Raw genomic sequence first — 24,341 nt, 5'->3', positions numbered from 1 at the left:
TGAAAATTCAATCCTGAAATTATCAGGCTTTGTCGGCAGGTTTCGGCAAAGGTGTGGATTTTCCTGCCTTGCTAAGGGGGTCATCCTGACGCTGAACCGAGCCTTCAAAATGGGCACCTGATTCAATTGCGATTGTTTTGTGGATGATGTCGCCTTCAACCCGCGCACTGGAAGTCAAGCGCACCTTCAGGCCGCGCACACGGCCCACAACGCGACCATTCACCACCACATCATCGGCCATCACTTCGCCTTTGATCGTGGCGCCCTCGCCAACCGTTAGCAGATGGGCGCGAATGTCGCCATCCACCTGACCCTCGACCAGGATGTCGCCCGAGGTTTTCAGGTTCCCTTTGATGTGCAGATCGGAAGATAGCACAGATGCAGGGGGCTTTGGTTTCGGGGCGGTTGCCTGAAAATCGCTTGCGGGTTTCGGCGCGTCTTTTGCTGCCGGTTTGTCACTTGCGCCCGCTTTGGGGCCAGGTTCATTGATTTTGCTCTTAGAAAACATCTTTTGCTGCCTTGATATAAGTCATCGGGTTAACGGCTTTGCCGCCGACGCGCACTTCATAGTGTAAATGCGTGCCTGTAGAACGTCCAGTATTCCCCATAGCACCAATTTGCTGCCCGCGCGAGACCCTTTGGCCAGCCTTCACAAGAATTTTTGACATATGGGCATAGCGGGTTTCGATCCCGAAGGCGTGCTGGATTTTGACCAGTTTGCCATATCCCTGCCCCCAACCGGCCGAATAGACGACGCCATCGGCGGTGGCATAGATCGGGGTGCCTTGGGAGGCGGCGAAATCAGTGCCTTTGTGCATCCGCCCCCAGCGCATCCCAAAACCGGATGTAAAGCGGAATGCGGATTTAACCGGCAGGGCAAAGGGCGCCTTTTGCGCGGCGATGCGATACAGGTTCAGCCGGTCCAGATTGTTCAAGATACCATTGGCGCGCAGGGTATCTGCATCCGGTTCTTGCCCCATTGTCGAATAGGACAGCGGCATTAGCGGACCACCTTGTCCGGAATACCCGCGGCGCACTTGTGAAATCAGGCTGTCGCTGGACAGGCCAGCGGCACTGAACATTTTGTCCAGTGGTTTGACCGAAATTGTCATCGCATCTTCGAGTTGGGTAAAGATGCGGTCATTACGTTCCTTGACCACTTCGGCCTGAAACTCCAGCTCGCGGGCGTAATCAAACGCTTTTTCCGCATCAGTGGCGATCTGGTCGCGCTCGGCTGCAGTGCTTTCCAGCGCGGCGGTCAGAAAATCAACGGTGCCGACAGCGTCATCAACGCGCCCGGCAGCGGTTTTGCCGCCTTGCGGCGTGCCGTTTAGCTCAAACGACAGCTGCGCGGTTTCATTTCGGGCCTTGTCACGCTCACCCATAGTGTTGCGCAGGGTGGACTGGATTACGTCGATGCCTTTTTCCAGTTCGGCACGCCGATCCTCGGAGGCCAGTAATGCGGATTGCATTTCGGAAATCTGGGCCAGAGCGACGTTGAAGCGTTCGCGTGCAGATTCGGCTTCTTTGGCGCGGATGTCGCGTTCTACCGATAGGGAATTCAGCCGCGTTTCATAGGCGATCTGTTCGCGTTTTGCCTGATCGCGCAGATTGCCCGACCCGATGTTGTCCATCAACAATACCGCAGTGGCGATGATGGCCCAGGCGAAAATTGCAGTGCTGCCGACCCAGCCCAGCAATTGGGTGCTGGGGGTCAGGCGGATGAATTTTGTGTCTGTGTCTGAGCGCAGAAACATGCGGCGTTCAGGGAATTTTCGCCCTAGAACAGCGTCTATTTTCGTGAGTATTTGAGAAGTCAAAACTGATGCCCTATCTGTTTGCCGTGCGTGCAAGCATATGTCCCCATAACGCAGCCTTGCCCAGCTTGATTAACGGAGTGGGGACTCTGGGGCAAGAAATTTGAGCAGTTCCCTTGGCTTATCTCACGGTTCAACCGAAAACAGGCGGGTTTTTGCCTATGGTTCGGAGCATATAGGACAAATCCTGCATTTGCCGCGGCGGGGTGTCGCAGGGGGCGGTCAGGCCCGTAGCTGACGCAGCGCTTCCAGCACCTCTTCGGCGTGGCCCTCGACTTTGACCTTTGGCCAAATGCTGGCGATTTTACCCGCAGCATCAATCAAAAAGGTGGTGCGGGCGATGCCCATGAACGTCTTGCCGTACATCTTTTTCTCGCCCCACACGCCGTAATTCTCGCAGACATGGCTATCTGCATCGGACAGCAGGGGCATCGTCAGATCATATTTGCTGCGGAATTTACCATGTTTGGCAAGGCTGTCTTTCGAGATGCCAAAGACATATGCCCCGAGGTTTTTGAATTCGGGCAACAGTTCGGTAAAGGCACGCGCCTCAAGCGTGCAGCCCGGCGTGTCATCGCGGGGATAGAAAAACAGCACGACCGGGGCAGGGCGCAGCTCAGATAGTGTAATGTCGGCGTCAGTATCACTGGGCCCACCATCACAGGGCAGGGTGAAATCGGGTGCGATTTGGGCGGTTTTTAGCATGTCATACCTCACTGTTCATTTTTCAGGTTTAGTTTTAAGGCTTTACGGGCAAATATAAAGGGACGTATCGGTGTTCTGTCGAGATGACACCTATATAAAGGCACGAATAGGGTAATGAGCGAAGAGAAGGCCATCAAAGCAGAGAAGCGCAAGCGCCGCCGTAAACGCGCGGGCTATGGTCTGTGGGGGCTGGCCAAATTGGTGGTTTTGCTGGTGGCGGTCGGGTTGTTGCTGTTTGCGGTGTCCGGCAAATCGTTCAAAGCACCCGAATGGATGCAGACGCGGATTCTGGAGCAGCTGAATTCGGTGGTGTCGGATGGTGACGTGCAGTTTCAGGCGATCGAGTTGAAATTTGAAAAGGGTTTCAAGCCCACCGTGACGGTGCAAAACTTGGTGCTGCGCAACGCAAGCGACGTTGTCGTTGCACAGGTCACGACAGCCAGTGCATCGCTTTCGCCAAATGCGCTGTTGAAAGGCGAGGTGCGACCGACGGATGTGCGGCTGGAGCGGGCGGCGATCAACCTACGCCGCGCCCGAAACGGTGAATTCGATCTTGGCTTTGGCGTCGTGATGGGGGGAGGCACCTCACCAACGACGACATTGGCTGAATTGCTGGACAGTGTTGACATCGCGTTTGAAACGCCCGTGCTCGCAACCATTGAAACGATTGATCTTAGCCAGTTAACGCTGAACTTTTCGGACGCACGGGCGCGACGCGGCTGGTTGTTGACGGATGGAAAGTTGCGGCTGGGTCAGGACACGCAAAAGGTCGGGATCAGCCTTGGGTTTGATCTGGATTACGGGGCGGAACAGCCAGCAACTGCAGAAATGACGTTTCAAACGCAAAAGGGGTCAGCGGGGGCCAGTTTCGGGGTAGTGATAGAACAGGTTGCAGCACGTGATCTGGCCAGCCAGATACCGGCGCTGGCATGGCTCGAGGTGTTGGATGCACCAATATCGGGCGCGTTGCGGGCCAAAATTGGCGAAGACGGGCTGTTGGGGAAAATGAACGTCACTTTGGAAATTGGCGAAGGGTCATTGCGCCCCACGGATGATGCGCGCGCAATTGCGTTCAATTCTGGTCGCGCCTATTTCGGATTTGATCCAGCGGCGCAAAAAATCCGCTTTGACGAACTGTCGGTGAAAACCGAAGCGGGCCTGCTGGTGGCCGAAGGCCAAGCCTATTTGCGCGAGGTCACCGACGGGGTTCCGGCGGTGATGTTGGGGCAGTTCCGGATAATCGAAGGTGTTGTGAACCCCGAAGGAATATTTGCAGCCCCTGTGGTCGTGTCGGGCGGGGCTGCGGATCTGCGGTTGCGGCTCGATCCGTTCACCCTGACGGTCGGGCAGGCCGTGGTCGAGGACGGGGCGCAAAGCTATCTGGTCAAAGGCGAGATCAAGGCAAACACCACGGGCTGGCATGTGGCGATGGACGCCAAGGCGAGCGAGATCGCGCCGGACCGGCTGGTGGCCCTTTGGCCACTTGCCGCAATTCCCGGCACCCGTGACTGGATCGAGAGCAATGTAAACAGCGCCAGAATATTCAATGTTAACGGATCATTACGGGTGAACACAGGCGAGAAACCGGTCTTTGCGCTTGGTTATGAATTCGATGGCGCCGATGTGCGCTACATGAAAACTCTGCCACCGGTTAAAAACGGTGCAGGGCATGGAACTATTGCGGCCGATCTGCTGACTGTGGTGGTGGAAAAGGGGAAAGTGACGGCACCGGTGGGCGGGGTTCTGGATGTGACCGGCACTGTTTTCCAGATACCGGATATCAACATTAAAGGGCCGCCTGCTGTTGTTAGCCTTCGGGCGCGGGGACCAATACAAGCGGCAATGTCTCTGCTGGATCAGCCACCATTTAAGGTGATGACCAAGGCAGGTCAGCCGATTGATCTGGCGACGGGGCAGGCCGATATTACTGGTGAAATCCGGCTGCGACTGGTCAAGAAAATAGTGGTTGAGGATGTGGATTACGATGTGGCTGCCACGCTGTCGAATGTGCGCAGCACAAAACTGGTCGAGGGGCGGGTTCTGACCGCCGACAAACTGGCCCTGACCGCAACCCCTGACGATGTTGAAATTTCGGGGGCTGGCCGGCTGGGGCAGGTGCCTGTGCAGGGCAAATGGCACCAGCGGATGGGGCCAGAATATGCAGGCTTATCGCGGCTTGAGGGCACGGTCGAGCTGTCACAGCGCTTTGTCAGCGAATTTGGCATCGGGTTGCCCAAAGGCAGTGTGTCGGGTGCAGGTTTAGGGCGGATCGAGATTGACTTGCGCCGTGGGCAGGCATCAAAATTCCGGCTGGTTTCAGATTTGAACCGAGTAGGTTTGCGGCTGGCCGATCTGGGTTGGTCGCTGCCCAAAAATGGCAAAGGCCGGCTCGAGGTTGTTGGCACGCTTGGCTCGCCACCGCGCATCGACAAACTGGTGATCGAAGGCGCGGGGCTGCGGGCCGTGGGCAAGGTGACATTGACGCCCAATGGTGATCTGAAATCGGCACGGTTCTCGCGGGTGCGGCTGGCAGGGTGGCTGGACGCACCGATTGAACTGATCGGGCGCGGGCGCGGCGCAACACCATCGGTCAAGGTGTCTGGCGGCCTTATCGACACGCGCAAAACTACATTTGGCAGCGGATCATCAGGGGCAGGTGCGGGCGGCAAGCTGACAGTGGCGCTGGACCGGTTGATTGTATCCGAAGGCATTACCCTGACTGGATTTCGCGGTGTATTTACACGCCGCCGCGGGTTCACAGGTGATTTCACCGCTCGGCTAAACGGCAAGGCGCCGATATCGGGCGTTGTGGTGCCGTCCAAGGGCGGCAGTTCGTTCCGGATCAAATCCGAGGATGCAGGGGCGGTGTTTCGCGCCGCAGGTGTTCTGGATTCGGTTCGGGGGGGCAGCATGGATTTAACGCTGATCCCGCGCAAAGGATACGAGGGGCAGTATAACGGGCGATTGTCCGGCAAAAAAATCCGTGTCAGAGGGGCACCTGCAATGGCCGATCTGCTGGGCGCAATCAGTGGTATCGGGTTGCTGGAGCAGTTGAACGGGCAGGGCATTGTCTTTGCTGACTATCAGGTGCGGTTCCGCCTGACCCCGCGACAGGTGATTATCACATCGGGCAGCGCGGTTGGCGCGTCGATGGGGGTTTCGATGGACGGGGTTTATAATTTGGGGGTTGGCACGCTGGATATCCAAGGGGTGATTTCACCGATCTATTTCCTGAACGGGATTGGCCGGATTTTCACCCGAAGGGGCGAAGGGCTGTTCGGATTTAACTACCGGATGACCGGCAAAGCAGCAGACCCAAAGGTGCGGGTCAATCCGTTGTCGATCCTTACTCCGGGGATGTTCCGCGAGCTGTTCAAACGCCCACCACCGAAAGTTGCCGAATGAAGCTGTCCGATTTTGATTTTGATCTGCCCGAGGCGTTGATTGCCACGCGGCCCGCGCGGCCCCGCACGTCAGCGCGGATGCTGGTGGCGCATGGCGACGCGATTTCTGATCAGCGCGTTACTGACTTACCAGACGTTTTGCGGGCAGGGGACCGGTTGGTGCTGAACGACACCAAGGTAATCCCCGCGCGCCTGTTCGGGTTGCGCCACCGGATGAGTGCCCAAGGCGCGGTATCGGCGAAAATCGAGGTAACATTGCTGGAGCCACAACCGGATGGATGCTGGATGGCGCTGGTCAAGTCATTGAAAAAACTGAAGATTGACGAAGATGTGGTGTTTTCGGGCGATCTGACGGCACGACTGGTCGATAAGGTCGATGGCACTGCAATTTTGCAGTTCAACCTGATCGGCGATGATTTTGACGCCGCTTTGGCGCAGGCGGGGGCGATGCCTTTACCGCCCTATATCGCGGCTAAACGGCCCGCCGATGCACAAGATAAACAAGACTACCAAACAGTTTTCGCCTGCCATAAGGGCGCGGTGGCAGCCCCCACGGCATCGTTGCATTTTGACGATGATCTGTTGGCAAAAATTGCCGCCAAGGGGGTCGAATTTACTCATGTAACGCTGCATGTCGGGGCGGGCACGTTCCTGCCGGTCAAGGTGGATGACGTTAGCCAGCACAAAATGCATTCGGAATGGGGCGATGTCAGCCAGCAAGCGGCGGACGAGGTGAATGCGACGCATAAGGCCGGTGGGTGGGTTATTCCAGTTGGCACCACAGCGTTGCGCCTGATTGAAAGTGCGGCCAATGCGGACGGTCAGTTGCAGCCGTGGAGCGGAACCACTGACATTTTCATCCGCCCCGGATACAGGTTTTTAGTGGCGGACGCGTTGATGACCAATTTCCATTTGCCCAAATCCACATTGATGATGCTGGTGTCGGCAATGATGGGCACGCAAACCGTGCGCGACATCTACAAACACGCGATTTCGCAGGGCTATAGGTTCTTTTCTTATGGCGATGCGTCGATTTTGTTTCCCTCGGGCCAAACGCGACGTTAAAGCGTCGCCGTATAGGTAGCGAATCTATTTGGATGTCGCCACGATAATCATCGGAAAACCGCGCGGAGAGACGACATGTTACAAGTGCTGAGAAGCTCGTGGGCGTTGCTGCTGGGCATGCTGTTATTGATGATCGGCAACGGGCTACAAGGCACGTTGCTGGGGGTGCGTGGCGGGCTGGAAGGGTTCTCGACCTTCAATATGTCCATCGTGATGTCGGCTTATTTTATTGGTTTTCTGGGCGGATCACGCATGACGCCTGGACTGATCCGACGGGTTGGACATGTGCGGGTGTTTGCGGCGCTGGCGTCCTTCATTTCGGCGGTGTTGATCCTGTATCCGGCTATCGCGCACCCTGCTGCCTGGGCATTGGGGCGCGTGGCGATCGGGTTTTGTTTCTCGGGTGTGTATGTGACGGCCGAAAGCTGGTTGAACAACTCGGCCACCAATGAAAACCGCGGCCAAGCACTGTCGCTATATATGATTGTGCAAATGGCGGGGGTGGTTACGGCCCAAGGGCTGTTGGTGCTGGGTGATCCGTCAGGATATATCCTGTTTGTGGTCTCGTCCGTGCTGGTTTCGATATCGTTTGCGCCGATCCTGCTGTCGATCAGCCCGACACCGGCGTTTGACACCACCAAGCCGATGAGCCTGCGCGACCTTTACCACCTGTCGCCGCTAAGCTGCGTTGGCATGTTTATTCTGGGCGGGATATTTTCGGCACAATTCGGCATGTCGGCGGTTTACGGGTCATTGGCAGGGATGAGCCTTGGGGAAATCTCGATGTTTGTCTCGACGCTCTATATCGGGGCGTTGCTGCTGCAATATCCGATCGGCTGGATTTCCGATCGGGTGGATCGACGCAAACTGATCTTTCTGATTTCGCTGGTGGGCGGGATTGCTGCGTCGCTGGGGTATGTGTTCGAGAGTAATTTTACCCTGCTATTGGGCACAGTTTTCGTCGTTGGCGGCATGTCGAACCCGCTCTATGCGCTGCTGATCGCCTATACCAATGATTTCCTTGAGCATGACGACATGGCAGCGGCGGCGGGTGGATTGGTGTTTATCAACGGGTTGGGGGCCATTTCGGGGCCACTGATTACGGGGTGGATCATGGGGGTGTTTGGCCCCGCTGGATTTTTTCTGTTTCTGGCAGTCCTGATGTTCGCTTTGACGGGGTATGCCGCCTACCGGATGACCCAACGCGCGGCCACGCCGGTTGAAAAAACCGGCAGCTATATGCCGATCATGGCTTCTGCATCCCCCGTGGCCGTCGAGCTGGCCCAAGAGGTGTTTATCGAAACCGCACTGGAGGAAGAAAACAACACTGAAACGAATGATTGAAAAAGGTTATTGCCAAATCATAAAAGTTTTGCAACGGTCCCTTTAAGAGGGAAGCATTGTGCAAGGGAGTCGTCCATGCTTAACCCAAGTGAGGTGACTGATTTTTGGCTGAACGAAGTTGGGCCAAAAGGGTGGTATATGGCGGATGACGCGGTTGACGCGACGATCCGTAAGCGGTTTTTAACGACATGGGAAGAGGCCCGCGATGGTGGCCTTGCGGACTGGAAATTAAGGCCCGACACGATGCTGGCCTATCTGATCGTGGTGGACCAATTTTCCCGAAATATGTTTCGTGAAAGCGGTGATGCCTTTGCCACCGATAAAATGGCGCGGTGTGCGGCCAAAAAAGCGATCGAGAAAAAGTGGGATTTGAAAGTAGCCGAACCACAGCGGCAGTTTTTCTATCTACCACTGATGCATTCGGAATGTCTGACCGATCAGGAACGTAGCATTTGCCTGTTCAAAACGCGGATGCCCGAGACAGGTGAATCCAACCTGCTGCACGCCAAGGCACATCGCGAAGTGATCCGGCGGTTCGGGCGGTTTCCTTACCGCAACGTCGCACTTGCACGTCGTGATACCGATCTGGAAATGGTGTTTATGGAGCAAGGCGGCTATAGCGTGGCGGTTCAGGCTGTTCAGGCATAATTTATATCAGTGATATCAGCCGGATAGCACCTTTCCGGCCATTTTACATCCTGCGCATTGATGCTGTTTGCTGGATAGTTTAATATCAAACTAGTTTATCAACTGGAGAGATTCCTATGCCCGCAGATACAAAGCCTGAGACCTATGATGTGATTGTTGTCGGAGCAGGGCCGGGCGGCTATGTCGCGGCAATTCGGGCGGCACAGCTGGGATTGCGCGTGGTGATTGTGGAGCGCGAGCATCTGGGTGGAATTTGCCTGAACTGGGGCTGCATTCCGACAAAGGCGCTGCTGCGATCCAGCGAGGTGTTTCATCTGATGCAACGGGCCGGTGAATTCGGCCTGTCTGCGGGCAAGATCGACTATGATCTGGACGCGGTGGTAAAGCGGTCGCGCGATGTGGCTGGGCAGTTGTCGGGTGGCATTGGCCATTTGATGAAAAAGAACAAGATCACGGTGGTGATGGGCGCAGCGACATTGCCCGCCAAGGGGCGCGTTTCGGTAAAAACCGATAAGGGCGTTCAGGAATTAACGGCCAAGAACATCATCCTAGCTACCGGTGCGCGGGCCCGTGAATTGCCAGGGTTTGAAGCCGATGGCGAACTGGTCTGGACCTATAAGCACGCATTGAACCCGCCGCATATGCCCAAAAAACTATTGGTGATCGGGTCGGGTGCGATTGGCATTGAATTTGCCAGTTTTTACAACACATTAGGTGCGGATACTACAGTGGTTGAGGTGATGGATCGGGTGTTGCCGGTCGAGGATGTCGAGATTTCTAAGTTCGCCAAAAAGCAGTTTGTGAAACAAGGCATGAAGATCATGGAGAAATCCATGGTCAAGCAGCTGGACCGCGCAAAAGGCAAGGTGACGGCGCATATCGAGGTTGGCGGCAAGGTCGAGAAGCATGTGTATGACACGGTAATTTCTGCGGTCGGGATTGTTGGCAATACCGAGGATCTGGGGCTGGAAGCGCTGGGTGTGAAACTGGACCGCAGCCATGTGGTGGTGGACGAATTCTGTCGCACCGGTGTGGATGGGCTATTCGCCATCGGTGACATCGCCGCCCCGCCGTGGTTGGCGCATAAAGCAAGCCATGAGGGTGTGATGGTTGCCGAACTAATTTCAGGTCTGAAACCGCATGCAGTGCGCCCCGAGAGCATTGCAGGTTGCACCTATTGCACGCCACAAGTGGCCAGCGTGGGCTACACCGAGGCCAAGGCCAAGGAATTGGGATACGAGATCAAGGTGGGCCGCTTTCCGTTCATAGGTAATGGCAAGGCAATTGCACTGGGTGAAGCAGAAGGCATGGTGAAAACCATATTTGATGCCAAAACCGGCGAATTACTGGGAGCGCATATGATTGGCGCCGAGGTGACCGAGCTGATTCAGGGTTATGTTGTGGGCCGCCAGCTGGAAACCACCGAGGAAGATTTGATTCGCACGGTGTTCCCGCATCCGACCTTATCGGAAATGATGCATGAATCCGTGCTGGATGCTTATGGGCGTGTGATCCATATGTAGGTAGGCGGTGAAGGATTTTTGAAAAATCCTTGAAAAATTCTTTGAAAGAATTTTAGGCTCGGACGATTTTGCCGCCGGCATTGGCCCAGTTGCCAAGACCGCCAAGGTTATGCACGGTTTTATAACCCATTTGCATCATCGCACGCGCTGCCATGCCCGAGCGGGCCCCCGTGGCGCAATAGATACCGACAGGGGTATCAACGTTAAGTTCCGGCATTACTTCCGGGCTGCGTGGGTCGGCCTTCATCTGGAAAGACATCAGGGGCAGATGGATTGCACCTTCGGCTTTGCCGGTTTGGGCCAACTCGTTGCCATCACGTACATCGATCAGGATCAGGGTGCCCGCTGCCACTTGCTTAATGGCATCCGTCATCAATAGCTGCGGCCCAGCGGGCTGCTTGTTGAACATGTTTAACATTCCGGTTCCTGTTCGCGTGTCAGAATTGATTGTGTGGTTAGATATATTCGTAAATCAGAATGTATCAAGGTGATTTTGTGAAAAAGATGAATTTTCCGGCGCGTAAAAAGGTAAACGCGCCGGATTTTGGTATTATTTCACCTGTAACGGTTGGCGCATCAGCACATGCCCGTCCTGTCCCATGACATACATGATTTCATAATCACCAGGTGCATCCGGCACTTTGACGATCAGGGGGGTGCCGTCCTGTGTATAGGCGTAACTTTCATAGCCCTGATCCCCCACCCGACTGATGGCGATGCGGTCATTGCTATAATCCGGCCCCGTCCATTCAACCACAAGGTTGGACCCGGGGGCGGTGGTCTCTTTGGTCGATAGGGTGGCATTGACCGATTCAACCGTCAAAGGGCGCACGGCCAGTATGGCTTTGGGGGTGCCGTTCTGGATGTAGCGCAGCTCATAGGTGCCAGGCTCTCCGGGGACATCAACCAGGATCGCTTGTCCGTCGCTATTGTTCAGATAGCTGTAGGTCACTTCGTCCTGCACGCTGCTGCCCACTTGGGCAATCGAGATATAGTCGCTTTTGTCATTCGGGCCGGTCCACCTGACCAGCAATTTGCCACCAGAGGGGGCGCTGCTGTCGGCCTCTAGACTGGCTGAAACCGCTTCAATGGTCACCGGTTTCATTGCCAGTTGCACCTTGGGTGATCCGTTCTGGATATAGCGCAACTCATAGGTGCCGGTGGTGGTCGGCATGTTGATCGCAACGGCCTGTCCGTCGCCGTTTTTCACATAGGCATAGGCCACTTCGTCCTGCACTGGGCTGCCAACCTCGGCCAGTGAAATATAGTCGTTTTCACTGTTCGGCCCTGTCCACCTGACCACAAGCCTGCCGCCTGCTGCCACGGTGTCATCCGATGCAACCGTGGCTGTCACTGCCATGATGGTCAGGGGGCGCGATGCCAGTTGCACCTTGGGTGATCCGTTCTGGATATAGCGCAGCTCGTAAGTGCCCGTGGTGGTTGGCATGTCGAGTGCTATGGACTGGTCATTGCTGTTCTTGACATAGGCGTAGGCCACCTCGTCCTGCACACGGCTGCCAACCTCGGCCAAGGCGATATAGTCGTTTTGGTCATTTGGTCCTGCCCATGTGACCAGTAGCTTGCTGCCTGCGGGGATGGAATCCTTGGCCTCGAGCGTGGCAGATACAGGCACCACCGTGATGGTTTTGCTGGCCAGCAGCGCCTTTGGTTTGCCATTTTGAACATAGCGCAACTCGTAGGTGCCAGGCATGGTGGGGATTTCCAACGATATTGAATCGCCCACGCTGTTCTTCAGATACGCATAGGACAGCTCGCCATTCAGATCATCGCCAACCTCGTTAATCGCGAGATAGTCGTTCTGGTCATTCGGCCCTGTCCAGGTGACCAGCAATTTGCTGCCTGCGGGCACAGTGTCTTTACTCTCTAATGTGGCGCTGACCAGTTCAACGGTAATGGTATTCGCGGTCAGCATCCGTTTGGGTTTGCCGTTCTGGATGTAGCGCAGCTCGTAGGTGCCCGGCGTGGTGGGCACATCGATGGCGATGGAATCACCCGTGCTGTTTTTCAGATAGGCATAAGACAGCTCGCCATTCAGATCATCGCCAACCTCGTTAAAGGCAATGTAATCGTTCTGGTCATTTGGCCCTGTCCAGGTGACCAGCAATTTGCTGCCTGCGGGAGCGGGATTGATCGTTTCAAGCGTCGCCTGCACCGGCTCAACCGTGATGGTTTTGGAGGTCAGCAGGGCCTTGGGCTTGCCGTTCTGGATATAACGCAATTCATATGTGCCAGGCGTTGTGGGTACGTCGATGGCGATGGAATCGCCTGTGCTGTTTTTCAGATAGGCATAGGACAGCTCGCCATTCAGATCATCGCCGACCTCGTTAAGGGCAAGATAGTCGTTCTGGTCATTCGGCCCCGTCCATGTAACCAGAAGTTTGCTGCCTGCGGGAACGGTGTCTTGGCTTTCAAGCGTGGCGCTCACCGCCACGACCTCGACTTCTTGCGTGACAAGGGCCCGTTGATCAGGGCCCGCCGCGATATAGCGCAGTAGATACGTGCCCGGCGTTGTCGGTGCGCGCAGTTTCAAAGGGCTGCCTTCGCGGGTGTATTCAAAGGTGTCATACTGGTTCACAGCGCTGCCCGGTTTGCCCAGAGAAATATAGTCATTCTTGTAATCAGGCCCGCTCCATTCCATTGCGAACGTGCTGCCTGCGGTAATCGGGGTAGGCGGGTTCAGCGTGGCCGTGACAGGGGTGATGATGATCTTGCGGCGCGCAATGATCTCACGGCCCTGACCCAGCACATAGCGCAGTTGGTATTCGCCCTCATTCAGCGGCATTTTTATCACCGCAGGACTGCCGTCACGGGTATATTCAAAGGCGACATACTGATTGCCGGCACTACCGATTTCAGCAACGGTGATGTAATCGGACGCGGCGTTCGGGCCATCCCATTCAATGGCGATGTTCGATCCGGCAACAGCGGTGTCGGGCGCTATAAGGGATGCGGGCGGGATCAAAACAGGTAGCACCAGTGTTACGGTCATGTTGCTACCGGAAACCGTGAAACCGGTTTTGGCGCTTGCTTCATCCTCGGGGCGCAGCACTTCGATGCTGTAGTCCCCGGGCAGCAAATTAACGGTCATCAACTTGGCCGAGGAGGATGTTGTCGCCAGTGATGCGCCGTCCTTGTCAAATAGCTCCCACACCAGCTGGCCCAAAATAACCGGCCCGTTATCGCCTTCTGTTGCGCGAAACCCGATTTCAAACGGGGTTGGCTCCGGCTCGGCAATCACTTGCAGTGCCTCGTTCAATTCGCTGGCATTGCTGGCGGTGCGGAATGTGCCGCCGGTTTCTTCGGCCAGACATTGCAATTCGGCGCGGTCTTTGGCGTCCGCTATGTCAAAGCCAATGACGTGGGCGGTGAAATCAATGCCGGCTTTCTCAAGGCTTCGACCCACTTCGCAAGTGTTTAGATTGCAGGTTTCGCGCCCATCCGAAATCAGAATAACGGTTGCGCGCTCTTCGGTATATTTCAGCGCTTCGGCGGCCTGAATGACGGCAGCTGACAAGGGGGTTTTGCCCTTTGGGGTGATTGCGTTCACCGCGGCCGCGATCGCCCCGCGCGTATCGCCCCCGGGCAGGATCATCGTTTCAATATCGCTGCAATCGCCTTTGCGCCGATGGCCATAAACCGTCAGGCCCAATTCCTGATCCGCAGGCAGGCTTTGCAATAATTCACCTATCACCTCTTGGGCGATGGTGATTTTTGCCTTGCCGTCAATTTGGCCCCACATTGATCCCGATGCATCCAGCACCAGAATGGTACGGGGTTTTTCCTGTGCGAAACCAAGAGCAGGCAGAAGACAAAGAACGGCGGCAAAAAGATGTTTGAGCATGATCTGATTCCAATATGAATGCGCGAATTGACCTTATGGTAAACAGGTTACCCTAAGGAAGGTAGGTAAGGAATACCCGTATACGACAAGTTCCCTCTTTGTTCTCATTTTCTTGTTGGCCTTTGGGCTGGTTTGCTTTAACCGTTAAGAACTGGTGAACAGGTGGATCATGGCAGAGCAGAAAAACATCGAGGTGCGCGGCGCGCGCGAGCATAATCTAAAAAACATTGATGTGGATATTCCGCGCAATCAGCTGGTGGTGATCACCGGTTTGTCCGGTTCGGGGAAATCCAGCTTGGCGTTTGATACGATCTATGCCGAGGGACAGCGAAGATACGTTGAATCGCTGTCGGCCTATGCCCGCCAGTTTCTGGATATGATGGAAAAACCGGATGTGGATCACATCTCGGGCCTGTCGCCAGCGATTTCGATTGAACAGAAAACCACGTCGAAAAACCCGCGTTCCACCGTCGGCACTGTGACCGAGATTTACGACTATTTGCGCCTGTTGTTCGCCCGTGTCGGCACCCCCTTTAGCCCCGCTACAGGTAAACCGATCGAGGCCCAGCAAGTGCAGGATATGGTCGACCGGATAATGGGCATGGAGGTGGGGCTGCGGGCCTACCTGCTGGCGCCGATTGTGCGGGATCGCAAAGGCGAATACCGCAAGGAATTCGCAGAGTTACGCAAACAGGGCTTTCAGCGTGTCAAGGTTGATGGTGAATTTTACGAGCTGGATGAGCCCCCCACGCTGGACAAAAAAATCCGCCATGATATCGACGTGGTGGTGGACCGTCTGGTGCTGCGCAAAGGTATGGAAACGAGGCTGGCTGACAGCTTGCGCACCGCCCTTGATCTGGCCGATGGCATCGCCATTCTTGAGACAGCAACCGACGAGCCTGAACGCCATGTGTTTAGCGAAAAATTCGCCTGTCCCGTTTCCGGTTTCACCATCCCCGAAATTGAACCGCGCCTGTTTTCCTTCAACGCCCCCTTCGGGGCCTGTCCTGAATGCGACGGGCTGGGGGTCGAGCTGTTTTTCGATGAACAACTGGTGGTGCCGGACAAGACCCTGACGCTTTATAACGGCGCTTTGGCCCCGTGGCGCAAAGGCAAATCGCCCTACTTCCTGCAAACCATCGAATCCATCGCCAAGCATTATAAATTCAACAAAAGCACCCCGTGGAAGGATTTGCCCGCCGATGTGCAGCACGTATTTTTGCGTGGCTCCGGTGATACCGAGATCAAATTCCGCTATGACGAGGGTGGACGGGTTTACGAGGTTTCCCGCGCCTTCGAGGGGGTGATCCCCAACATGCAACGCCGCTACCGCGAGACGGATTCAAACTGGATCCGCGAGGAATTCGAGCGTTACCAGAATAACCGGTCTTGCAAGGCCTGTGGCGGTTACCGTTTGCGCCCCGAAGCGCTGGCAGTGAAAATCAACGGTCAGCACGCGGGGCAAGTGGTGCAAATGTCGATCCGCGAGGCGCTGGACTGGTTTACCGATGTGCCCAACCACCTGACCAAACAGAAAAACGAGATTGCACGGGCGATTTTGAAAGAGATCGTCGAGCGATTGGGGTTCCTAAACAATGTGGGACTGGATTACCTTACCCTGTCGCGCAATTCCGGCACCCTGTCGGGTGGCGAGAGCCAGCGCATTCGGCTGGCCAGCCAGATCGGGTCAGGCCTGACGGGGGTTTTATATGTGCTGGACGAGCCCTCCATCGGCCTGCACCAGCGCGACAATGGCCGTCTGTTGCAAACCCTGAAAAACCTGCGTGATCAGGGCAATACGGTAATTGTGGTGGAACACGACGAAGAGGCGATCCGCAGTGCTGATTACGTGTTTGACATCGGCCCCGGCGCTGGTGTGCATGGCGGGCAAGTGGTATCGCAGGGCACGCCTGACGTGGTGGCGAATGATCCGGCGTCATTGACGGGGCAATACCTGACGGGGGCGCGTGAAATTGCGGTGCCCAGTGAACGGCGCAAAGGTAACAAAAAGAAAATCAAGGTGGTCAAGGCGACGGGGAATAACCTGAAATCTGTCACCGCCGAATTCCCGTTGGCCAAATTCACCTGTGTCACCGGCGTATCTGGCGGTGGCAAATCCACCTTGACCATCGAAACCCTGTTCAAAACCGCCAGCATGCGCCTGAATGGGGCGCGGCAAACGCCAGCGTCGTGTGAAACCATCCGTGGGCTGGAACATCTGGACAAGGTGATCGACATCAATCAGCGCGCCATCGGGCGCACCCCACGGTCCAACCCTGCGACCTATACGGGGGCCTTTACCCCGATCCGCGACTGGTTTGCTGGTCTGCCAGAATCAAAGACCCGCGGCTACAAGCCTGGGCGGTTTTCTTTCAACGTCAAAGGCGGGCGCTGCGAGGCCTGCAAGGGCGACGGTCTGATCAAGATCGAAATGCATTTCCTGCCCGATGTCTACGTGATGTGCGAGACCTGTCAGGGCAAGCGCTATAACCGCGAGACCTTGGAAATTCGCTTTAAAGGCAAGAGCATAGCGGATGTTCTGGATATGAATGTCGAGGATGCGCAAGAGTTTTTCAAAGCCGTCCCCAACATCCGCGACAAGATGGATGCGCTGATGCGGGTGGGCCTTGGATATATCAAGGTCGGCCAGCAGGCGACCACGCTGTCGGGTGGTGAGGCACAGCGGGTGAAGCTGTCAAAAGAGCTGGCCAAACGCTCGACGGGACGCACGTTATATATTCTGGACGAACCCACGACGGGTTTGCATTTTGAAGATGTTCGCAAGCTGCTCGAGGTGCTGCACGAGTTGGTCGATCAGGGCAATACGGTGGTGGTGATTGAACACAATCTGGACGTGGTCAAAACCGCCGACTGGATCATCGACATTGGCCCCGAAGGGGGCGATGGCGGTGGCGAGATTGTTGCCGTTGGCACGCCGGAGCAGGTGGCGGATGAAGCGCGCAGTTATACTGGACAGTATTTAAAAGAGATGCTGAAAACCTAATCAAAAGACCCCGCGCGCGGAAGCGGCGGGGCCTGTAATAATGCTAATGGTTAAGAACCTAGCTGTCTTTCATTGGGCAAGTTTTTAGACCCAAAAGCGTGTAGGCAGGGCAACTGGACATCAGGCCAGTCGCCAGCGGTACGATACCGATCAGCAGCCAAGGGCTTGCGTTTTCCATTACGAAATAAGCGATCAGAAGGGCCGCACCAACAACAACGCGCAAGATGCGGTCAAGATTACCAACATTTTTCTTAAACATGGGGTGTCTCCTTTTTCATGTCAATTGAGAAAAAGCTTAACTGATTCTTAACCGCACGTCTGTGACGAGGTCACATAGCCTCGTCTGACAGGGTTTTAAGCGCCTCGGGGTCCGTGATTTCCACCTTGCCACGCGTGGTTTTGACCCAACCGCGCCGCGACCATGCATCCAGCCTGCGTGAGATCACCTCTCGGGCGCTGCCAACAGCGGTGGCCAGTTCCTGATGGGTGGCCGTCATTTGCCCGCAGGGTTGGGCGCGCTCCAGCAAATGCGCGGCCAGGCGGCACTCAACCCGCTGAAAGGCGATCCTTTCCAACAGATGCATCATGGTTTGCATCCGTCCGGCAAAGGCGGCAAACACAAGGGTGCGAAAACTGGGAGACCCATCAAGAAGCTGCAAAAACAATGCTTTAGGCAGCAAAATCACACGGCTATCTTCATCAGTGACAGCTTCGGCGGTGTAATCATCGCCGCCCATCAAACCCAGCGTGCTCTGAATACAGGATTGGCCGGGCGTGACCGCATAGAGCAGCATTTCGCGCCCTGATGCACCGGTTAAGGACACCGATACGCGGCCTTGCAACACGATCACATACCCCTTGACCGCGTCGCCCGGCGAAAACAGAACGGTGCCCTCAGGCACAATCATCGGGGTTAATGAATTCAGTCTGTTCGCCGTGTCCGCGTCCAGAGTGGCAAGTTCAGGGGCGTCTTGGACCCAGCCCATCAACCGCGATGGCGTTTTTCAAAACGGGGGAGCATTGCGCTAAAATCCATTCCTTCGCCACCTTCCTTCTCAACGAACTGTTCATACAGATCCGTTGCAGAATGCCCCATCGGGGTGTCGGCGTCCACTGCCTCGGCCGCTTGTTGCGACAGGCGCAGGTCTTTCAACATCAATTCGGCGGCAAATCCGGGCTGATAGTCGTTATCGGCGGGCGAAGTCGGGCCAACCCCGGGCGCGGGGCAATAGGCGTTCATGGTCCATGAATAGCCCGACGATGTGCTGACCACATCGAACATTTTCTGCCGGTCTAGGCCCAATTTATCGGCCAATGCGAAGGCCTCGCAGGTGGCTATCATAGTGACACCAAGGATCATGTTGTTACAGATTTTGGCCGATTGTCCCGCACCCGAAACACCGCAATGCACGGCCTTTTGGCCCATGACGTCAAACAGCGGGTTCACTTTGGCAAACGCTGCCTCGGTGCCGCCCGCCATAAAGGTCAGGGTGCCGCCCGAAGCGCCGCCAACGCCGCCCGAAACGGGGGCATCTACGGCTTGCAATCCCGCAGTCTCGGCTTGTTCGGCAACCGCACGGGCGCTTTGCACATCAACGGTCGAGCAATCCAGCAGCACGGAACCTTTGGCCATCACAGGGATGATCTGATCGGCAACGATGCGCAGGATCGCGCCGTTGGGCAGCATGGTGATCACCACGTCCTGACCCGTTGCTGCATCGGTTGCAGTGGCGGCCTTGTTCACCCCATCGGGGCAGGGGGCTGACAGATCAAACCCCGTCACGTCGTGGCCTGCCTTGGCCAGATTTTCCGCCATCGGGGCGCCCATGTTGCCTAGGCCAATAAATCCGACTTTCATGTGTTTACTCCTCAAGTTTCAGCGCGTCTGCCCCAAGCGGCAGCAGCATATTTGTGACGTCCATGTCAATGGAATCGGTTAGAGTGTGTTTCCATTTAGGATCGCGGGTTTTGTCGATGATCGCGGCGCGAATACCTTCGATAAAATCGGCGTGCTGCATAGAGCGATAAGTGAAGCGGTATTCCAGCTCCAAGGCTGTGCGAATGTCGGTAATGCCGCGCAACCGGCGGGTCATTTCTATCGAGCATGCCATTGATAGGGGGGCGTTTCTGTTCAATGATTTCAATGTTCTGGCCGTGAATTCAGTATCTTCTGATCTTAGGGAGCTGATAATATCAGACAGCTTTTTGCCTGCAAAATTCCGCTCTATATCGCCACTTTGCGCCCTTAGGTTTCCGGCGGCTGGGGCCTTGGCTGCCGTCTCGATCAAGGTTTTGTCGCCGCTTTCCTCTAGTGCAGAAATCAGCGCGGGCCACTGGGATTCTGGCACGAAGTAATCGGCAAATCCGGCATAGATCGCATCCTCGGGCCCCAGTCGTGCGCCCGTGCTGCCGATGTATTCGCCCAGATGCCCTGGCGCACGCGCCAATATCAGCGAGCCCCCCACATCCGGCACCAGACCAATGCCGCATTCGGGCATGGCGATCTGGCTGGTTTTGCCAACCACGCGCATGTCACCGTGGCAGCCGACACCAACGCCGCCGCCCATGGTGAAGCCTTGCATAAAACTGGCCACGGGTTTGGGGAATTCATATAATTTGGCATTTAGGCGGTATTCATCGCGCCAGAACTTGCGCCCGTATTCATAATCGCCGCGCATACCGCTGGCATACATTTCGGCGATATCGCCACCTGCACAAAAGGCACGATCGCCTGCCGCATCAATCAGCAACATTTTGACGGCGTCATCCTCGCGCCATTTGTCCAAGGCGGCCTCGATCTCGAGACACATCTCGTAAGTCAGGGCATTCATCGCCTTGGGGCGATTCAGGGTGATCCGCCCGACCTTGCCTTCAATCCGGATGTTTATGTCGGCCATTAGCCACGCTCCGCCAATATTTGCCGCGCCACGATCATCCGCATTATCTCGTTCGTGCCCTCAAGGATTTCATGCACCCGTAAATCGCGAACCAGCTTTTCGATGCCGTAATCGGCCAGGTATCCGTAGCCACCATGCAACTGCAGGCATTGATTTACGATCTTTGATCCGGTTTCGGTGACGAATTTTTTGGCCATCGCACAGGCTTTGGTCGCATCGGGCGCACCTTGGTCCAGATTCCATGCCGCCTGATGCAGGAATACCCGTGCTGCGGCCAATTCGATTTCCATATCCGCCAGCCGGAATTGCAAGGCCTGAAACTGGTCAATCGGCTGGCCAAACGCCTTGCGCTCGCCCATATAGGCCAGTGTTGCGGTTAATGCGGCCTGCGCACCACCTAAGGAGCAGGCCGAAATGTTCAACCGCCCGCCGTCCAACCCTTTCATGGCATATGTGAAACCTTTGCCGGCCTCTCCCAACAGATTCACCATAGGAATGTTGCAATTGTCCAACTGCACTTGGCGGGTTGGCTGGCTTCTCCAACCCATTTTGTCCTCTAATCCACCAAAGCTCAGGCCATCAGCACCGTCATCAACCACATAGGCTGAAATGCCTTTTGGCCCATCTTCGCCGCTGCGTGCCATGACGATATAGGCGTCGGAATAGCCGCCACCGGATATAAACGCCTTGGTGCCGGTCAGGGCATATCCCTGATCGGTTTGCACCGCTTTGGTTTTCAATGCACCAGCATCAGAGCCAGATGCAGGTTCGGTCAGGCAGTAGGAAAAGATAGTTTCCATCGTCATGGCGCGGGGCAGGTATTTATCACGCAATTCGTCAGAGGCGAATTTATCCAGCATCGCGGCACACATATTATGGATCGACAGGAACGCGGCGACCGATGGGCAGGCCATCGACAGCGCCTCGAACACCAATGTCGCGTCCAGACGAGTCAGGCCGGAGCCGCCATGTTCCTCGGAGACATATAGACCGCCAAAGCCAAGTTCGGCCAGTTTGGGCCACAGGTCTTTGGGGATGTCACCTGCTTTTTCCCAATCGCGGGCAAAGGGGGCGATGTGTTCCTCACCAAACGCCTTGGCCATATCAAAAATCAGGCTCTGTTCCTCGGTCAGTGCAAAATCCATCGGTTTTTCCCAGATCGGTTGAATTGAAAGCCTGTTTAATTTCCAATCCTTTCAGGAGTTTTGCAAGGCTGTCTTGAGTGGACGAAATCCAGACCTGAAATAGCGTGCATTCAAAGGGTGTATTGTAAAGGGGCGATGTAATGACCACCGCGCCCCGAAATCTTTGAAAGATTTCGGTTTGTTTTCTTTGAAAGAAAACAGTCCTTTGCCGATCAGTAAGCGGTTTCACAAGTCAGCGTGGTATTCCTCGATCAAATGGCGGACCACATCGCGCAAGGCTTCATCCTTGGGTTTGCCCGCCTTAAGGGATTGCGCAAATATATTGCGTTGTCGGTCCGCGCTGCTGCCTGTAGCGGCAATTTCACGCGCGGTTTCGATTTCGGGCAGACACCCTAATGCTTCGGCGTCTTCATGCAACATTGTGATCATTTCTTCGACCAACTCACCCATCGGCACGATTTTGTGTTGTCCGAAATCGATCAACCCACCCGTCACACCGTAGCGCTGCGCGCGCCAGCGGTTCTCGGAAACCAGAAAGTTATCATACAACCGCCAGCGCTGGTTCTTTTTGGACAAGCGCCAGAGCATGCGCACAAGGCATTGGGTCAGGGCGGCCAGCGACAGCGCGTGTTCCAGGCGCGGAGAAACATCGCAAATCCTTGATTCTATGGTCGGAAAACGCGCCGAGGGACGCAAATCCCACCAGATTTTGCTGCTATCCTCGATCACACCCAGCCCGACAAGCGCTGTGACGGAGCGTTCATATTCGCCCCAGCTGCGCAATTGTGGTGGCAGGCCCGTGCGAGGCAAGTTGTCAAAAACCGTCAGCCGATAGCTGGCCAACCCCGTATCATCGCCCTGCCAAAACGGCGAGGATGTGGACAGCGCCAGCAGATGCGGCAGAAAATAGGTCAGCTGGTTCAGCAGATCAATACGCAGGTCTTTTTGCGCGATGCCAACATGCACATGCATACCGCAAATCAGCATCCGGCGCACTACGCCTGCCAGATCTTTGCGTAGGGCGTTATAGCGGTCCTTGTCGGTGTGGTGTTGGTCTTTCCAGTCGGCAAACGGGTGGCTTGATGCGGCGATGGGGGACAGCCCGTGGTCTGACGCATGTTTGCTGATGCAACTGCGCAGGCGCTTCATATCCTCGCGGGCCTCGCCGATTGTGTGGCAAACCTTGGTGCCGATTTCGATCTGGCATTGCAGGAATTCAGGGCTGACTTGGCCTTCGAGTTCGGCGGCGCATTTGTCCATCAGGTCCTGCGGCGCGCGGGCCAGTTCGTACGTCTCTTGATCGACCAAAAGGTATTCTTCCTCAACGCCCATGGTGAAGGCGGGGTCTGTTTTGGCCATGATCCGTCCTCCCACAGTTGATTTCAACAGGAAATGACCGATGTGGCAAGGCTTGGGTGTATTTGCCGCACCTCTAAAACCTTCCGGCGCTGGAAGGTTTGACCTGTGTCAATTCATGGCCGTTGTGATGCTGTCATAGAGGCCAGACACAAACATGGAGAATATAATGCGCAGATTTATCAAATCACTACTGGCAGTCGCTTTTGTTGCGGTTGCTGCACTGGCACCCGTTCAGACCGCGCAGGCAGAAGAGGGCAAGATGGGCTTGTTCGTCAACCTGACTACGGACGACACATGGGCGGCAGCCAAGGCGATTTCATTCGCACATCAAAAGCGCTGAAGGGCGGGCACGAGCCTGTGGCGATCTGGCTGAATGTTCGTGCAGTGTATCTGGCCGACAAAAAACGTGCGAGCCACGTTCACGGGTTGATGGCAGAATCGGGTAAATCCATTCAAGACTTGCTGACAGATTTCATGACCGATGGTGGTCAGGTGATCATGTGTGGGGTGTGTTCCAAGGCGGCAGGGCTGACCCAGGACGATTATATTGATGGCGTGGTGATGGGCAAATGGCCGCTGATCGAAAGCCTGCTGTTTGATCCGAACGTCAAAACACTGGCCTGGTAATAGCCAATCAGCCAAAGAAAAGCCCCCGAGGAATGTCGGGGGCTTTTTAAATCGGTTTTTGTTTAGTCGTCGATAGCTTTGAAGTGAAATTCGCCGCCTTCTTTGATGCCCGAGGGCCAGCGCGAGGTCACAGTTTTTGTCCGGCTGTAGAATTTGAATGAATCATGTCCATGTTGGTTCAGATCGCCAAACATGGATTTTTTCCAGCCGCCAAAGCTGTGATAGGCCAGCGGCACCGGCACAGGCACGTTGATGCCGACCATGCCGATATTGACGCGGGCGGCAAAGTCACGGGCAGTATCGCCATCGCGGGTGAAAATCGCGGTGCCGTTGCCATATTCGTGGTCCATCACCATTTTTAGCGCGTCATCATAGGTTTCGGCGCGCACGGTGCAAACCACAGGGCCAAAAATTTCGGTCTTGTAGATGTCCATATCTGTGGTGACATTGTCAAACAGGTGTGGCCCAACGAAGAAGCCGTTCTCGTAGCCTTGCAGTTTGAAATCACGGTTGTCGATCACCAGATCGGCACCCTGATCAACACCGGACTGGATCAAACCCAGAATGCGGTCTTTGGCGTCTTGCGAAACAACGGGGCCGTAATCGACATCATCGCCATCTGTGTAGGGCGCAACCCGCAGTTTTTCGACCCGTGGCATCAGCTTTTCCATCAAACGGTCAGCAGTGCCCTCGCCCACGGGCACGGCCACCGAAATCGCCATACAGCGTTCACCCGCGGCTCCAAAACCAGCGCCAACAATAGCATCGGCAGCTTGGTCCATATCGGCATCGGGCATGATGATCATGTGGTTTTTCGCGCCACCAAAACACTGCGCCCGTTTGCCATTCGATGTGGCGCGGGAATAGATGTATTGCGCAACAGGGGTGGAACCAACAAAGGAAATGCCCTGAACGGTGTCATTGTCCAGCATCGCGTCAAC

20 protein-coding genes are annotated in these 24,341 nt (G+C 55.6%); 8 read left to right on the top strand and 12 right to left on the bottom strand.

Features of this window, described 5'->3' with window-relative positions; all coding sequences use genetic code 11:
• Positions 1 to 22 precede the first annotated feature (22 nt).
• The 3 genes from ACWB12_RS02620 to ACWB12_RS02610 form a co-directional block, all read right to left on the bottom strand.
• Positions 23 to 508, bottom strand: coding sequence for a bactofilin family protein (locus tag ACWB12_RS02620; protein WP_479528507.1), 486 nt, complete (start codon positions 506 to 508; stop codon positions 23 to 25).
• The gene (locus tag ACWB12_RS02615; protein WP_479528506.1) at positions 498 to 1,820 is read right to left on the bottom strand and encodes a DUF5930 domain-containing protein; all 1,323 of its coding nucleotides are present in this window, start codon (positions 1,818 to 1,820) and stop codon (positions 498 to 500) included. The genes ACWB12_RS02620 and ACWB12_RS02615 overlap by 11 nt, the downstream gene beginning before the upstream one ends.
• Before the next feature lie 219 nt (positions 1,821 to 2,039).
• Positions 2,040 to 2,522 (bottom strand): peroxiredoxin, encoded by a 483-nt coding sequence (locus ACWB12_RS02610; RefSeq protein ID WP_479528505.1) that lies wholly within the window; start codon positions 2,520 to 2,522, stop codon positions 2,040 to 2,042.
• A gap of 114 nt (positions 2,523 to 2,636) precedes the next feature.
• Between ACWB12_RS02610 and ACWB12_RS02605 the strand changes: the two genes are divergently transcribed.
• From ACWB12_RS02605 to lpdA, 5 genes are all read left to right on the top strand, one after another.
• Positions 2,637 to 5,927: a hypothetical protein gene (locus tag ACWB12_RS02605; RefSeq protein WP_479528504.1), complete on the top strand. Its 3,291-nt coding sequence runs from the start codon at positions 2,637 to 2,639 to the stop codon at positions 5,925 to 5,927.
• Positions 5,924 to 6,991 (top strand): tRNA preQ1(34) S-adenosylmethionine ribosyltransferase-isomerase QueA, encoded by a 1,068-nt coding sequence (queA, locus tag ACWB12_RS02600; protein ID WP_479528503.1) that lies wholly within the window; start codon positions 5,924 to 5,926, stop codon positions 6,989 to 6,991. Before ACWB12_RS02605 ends, queA begins: the two co-directional genes overlap by 4 nt.
• 75 nt (positions 6,992 to 7,066) lie before the next feature.
• Positions 7,067 to 8,335, top strand: coding sequence for an MFS transporter (locus ACWB12_RS02595; RefSeq protein ID WP_479528502.1), 1,269 nt, complete (start codon positions 7,067 to 7,069; stop codon positions 8,333 to 8,335).
• A gap of 75 nt (positions 8,336 to 8,410) precedes the next feature.
• Complete coding sequence (locus ACWB12_RS02590; RefSeq protein WP_479528501.1) at positions 8,411 to 8,983, top strand: DUF924 family protein; 573 nt, start codon at positions 8,411 to 8,413, stop codon at positions 8,981 to 8,983.
• A gap of 116 nt (positions 8,984 to 9,099) precedes the next feature.
• Positions 9,100 to 10,506: a dihydrolipoyl dehydrogenase gene (gene lpdA, locus ACWB12_RS02585; protein WP_479528500.1), complete on the top strand. Its 1,407-nt coding sequence runs from the start codon at positions 9,100 to 9,102 to the stop codon at positions 10,504 to 10,506.
• Positions 10,507 to 10,558: 52 nt separating this feature from the next.
• Here lpdA and ACWB12_RS02580 read toward each other — a convergent pair whose 3' ends face one another.
• Both ACWB12_RS02580 and ACWB12_RS02575 read right to left on the bottom strand, forming a co-directional pair.
• A complete protein-coding gene (locus ACWB12_RS02580; RefSeq protein WP_479528499.1) occupies positions 10,559 to 10,924 on the bottom strand; it encodes a rhodanese-like domain-containing protein in 366 nt (121 codons plus the stop codon).
• 132 nt (positions 10,925 to 11,056) lie between these two features.
• Positions 11,057 to 14,368 carry a VWA domain-containing protein gene (locus ACWB12_RS02575; RefSeq protein WP_479528498.1) on the bottom strand — a complete coding sequence of 1,104 codons (3,312 nt, stop codon included), beginning with the start codon at positions 14,366 to 14,368 and terminating at the stop codon, positions 11,057 to 11,059.
• 169 nt (positions 14,369 to 14,537) lie between these two features.
• On the opposite strand from ACWB12_RS02575, the gene uvrA reads away from it, so the two are divergent.
• Entirely contained in the window at positions 14,538 to 17,372 is a 2,835-nt protein-coding gene (uvrA, locus tag ACWB12_RS02570) for an excinuclease ABC subunit UvrA (RefSeq protein ID WP_479528497.1), read from the top strand.
• A 58-nt stretch (positions 17,373 to 17,430) separates the two neighbouring features.
• Here uvrA and ACWB12_RS02565 read toward each other — a convergent pair whose 3' ends face one another.
• The 6 genes from ACWB12_RS02565 to ACWB12_RS02540 form a co-directional block, all read right to left on the bottom strand.
• Positions 17,431 to 17,631, bottom strand: coding sequence for a YgaP family membrane protein (locus ACWB12_RS02565; protein ID WP_479528496.1), 201 nt, complete (start codon positions 17,629 to 17,631; stop codon positions 17,431 to 17,433).
• A gap of 70 nt (positions 17,632 to 17,701) precedes the next feature.
• Positions 17,702 to 18,358, bottom strand: a complete 657-nt coding sequence (locus tag ACWB12_RS02560) for a Crp/Fnr family transcriptional regulator (protein WP_479528495.1) — start codon at positions 18,356 to 18,358, stop codon at positions 17,702 to 17,704.
• Positions 18,358 to 19,230, bottom strand: coding sequence for a 3-hydroxyisobutyrate dehydrogenase (gene mmsB / locus ACWB12_RS02555; protein WP_479528494.1), 873 nt, complete (start codon positions 19,228 to 19,230; stop codon positions 18,358 to 18,360). The genes ACWB12_RS02560 and mmsB overlap by 1 nt, the downstream gene beginning before the upstream one ends.
• A 4-nt stretch (positions 19,231 to 19,234) precedes the next feature.
• On the bottom strand, positions 19,235 to 20,269 hold the full coding sequence (locus ACWB12_RS02550) for an enoyl-CoA hydratase/isomerase family protein (protein ID WP_479528493.1): 1,035 nt from the start codon (positions 20,267 to 20,269) through the stop codon (positions 19,235 to 19,237).
• Complete coding sequence (locus ACWB12_RS02545; RefSeq protein ID WP_479528492.1) at positions 20,269 to 21,414, bottom strand: acyl-CoA dehydrogenase family protein; 1,146 nt, start codon at positions 21,412 to 21,414, stop codon at positions 20,269 to 20,271. Before ACWB12_RS02545 ends, ACWB12_RS02550 begins: the two co-directional genes overlap by 1 nt.
• Positions 21,415 to 21,639: 225 nt before the next feature.
• A complete protein-coding gene (locus ACWB12_RS02540) occupies positions 21,640 to 22,773 on the bottom strand; it encodes a carboxylate-amine ligase (protein ID WP_479528491.1) in 1,134 nt (377 codons plus the stop codon).
• A gap of 166 nt (positions 22,774 to 22,939) precedes the next feature.
• Between ACWB12_RS02540 and ACWB12_RS02535 the strand changes: the two genes are divergently transcribed.
• Complete coding sequence (locus ACWB12_RS02535; RefSeq protein ID WP_479528490.1) at positions 22,940 to 23,113, top strand: hypothetical protein; 174 nt, start codon at positions 22,940 to 22,942, stop codon at positions 23,111 to 23,113.
• A complete protein-coding gene (locus tag ACWB12_RS02530) occupies positions 23,068 to 23,400 on the top strand; it encodes a DsrE family protein (protein WP_479528489.1) in 333 nt (110 codons plus the stop codon). Before ACWB12_RS02535 ends, ACWB12_RS02530 begins: the two co-directional genes overlap by 46 nt.
• Positions 23,401 to 23,462: 62 nt before the next feature.
• Here ACWB12_RS02530 and ACWB12_RS02525 read toward each other — a convergent pair.
• Positions 23,463 to 24,341 (bottom strand): aldehyde dehydrogenase family protein (locus ACWB12_RS02525; RefSeq protein ID WP_479528488.1); only part of this gene is annotated, 879 nt, incomplete at its 5' end.

It is taken from the genome of Profundibacter sp., from assembly GCF_056498605.1.
This window is presented reverse-complemented; position numbering and strand designations above follow the sequence as displayed.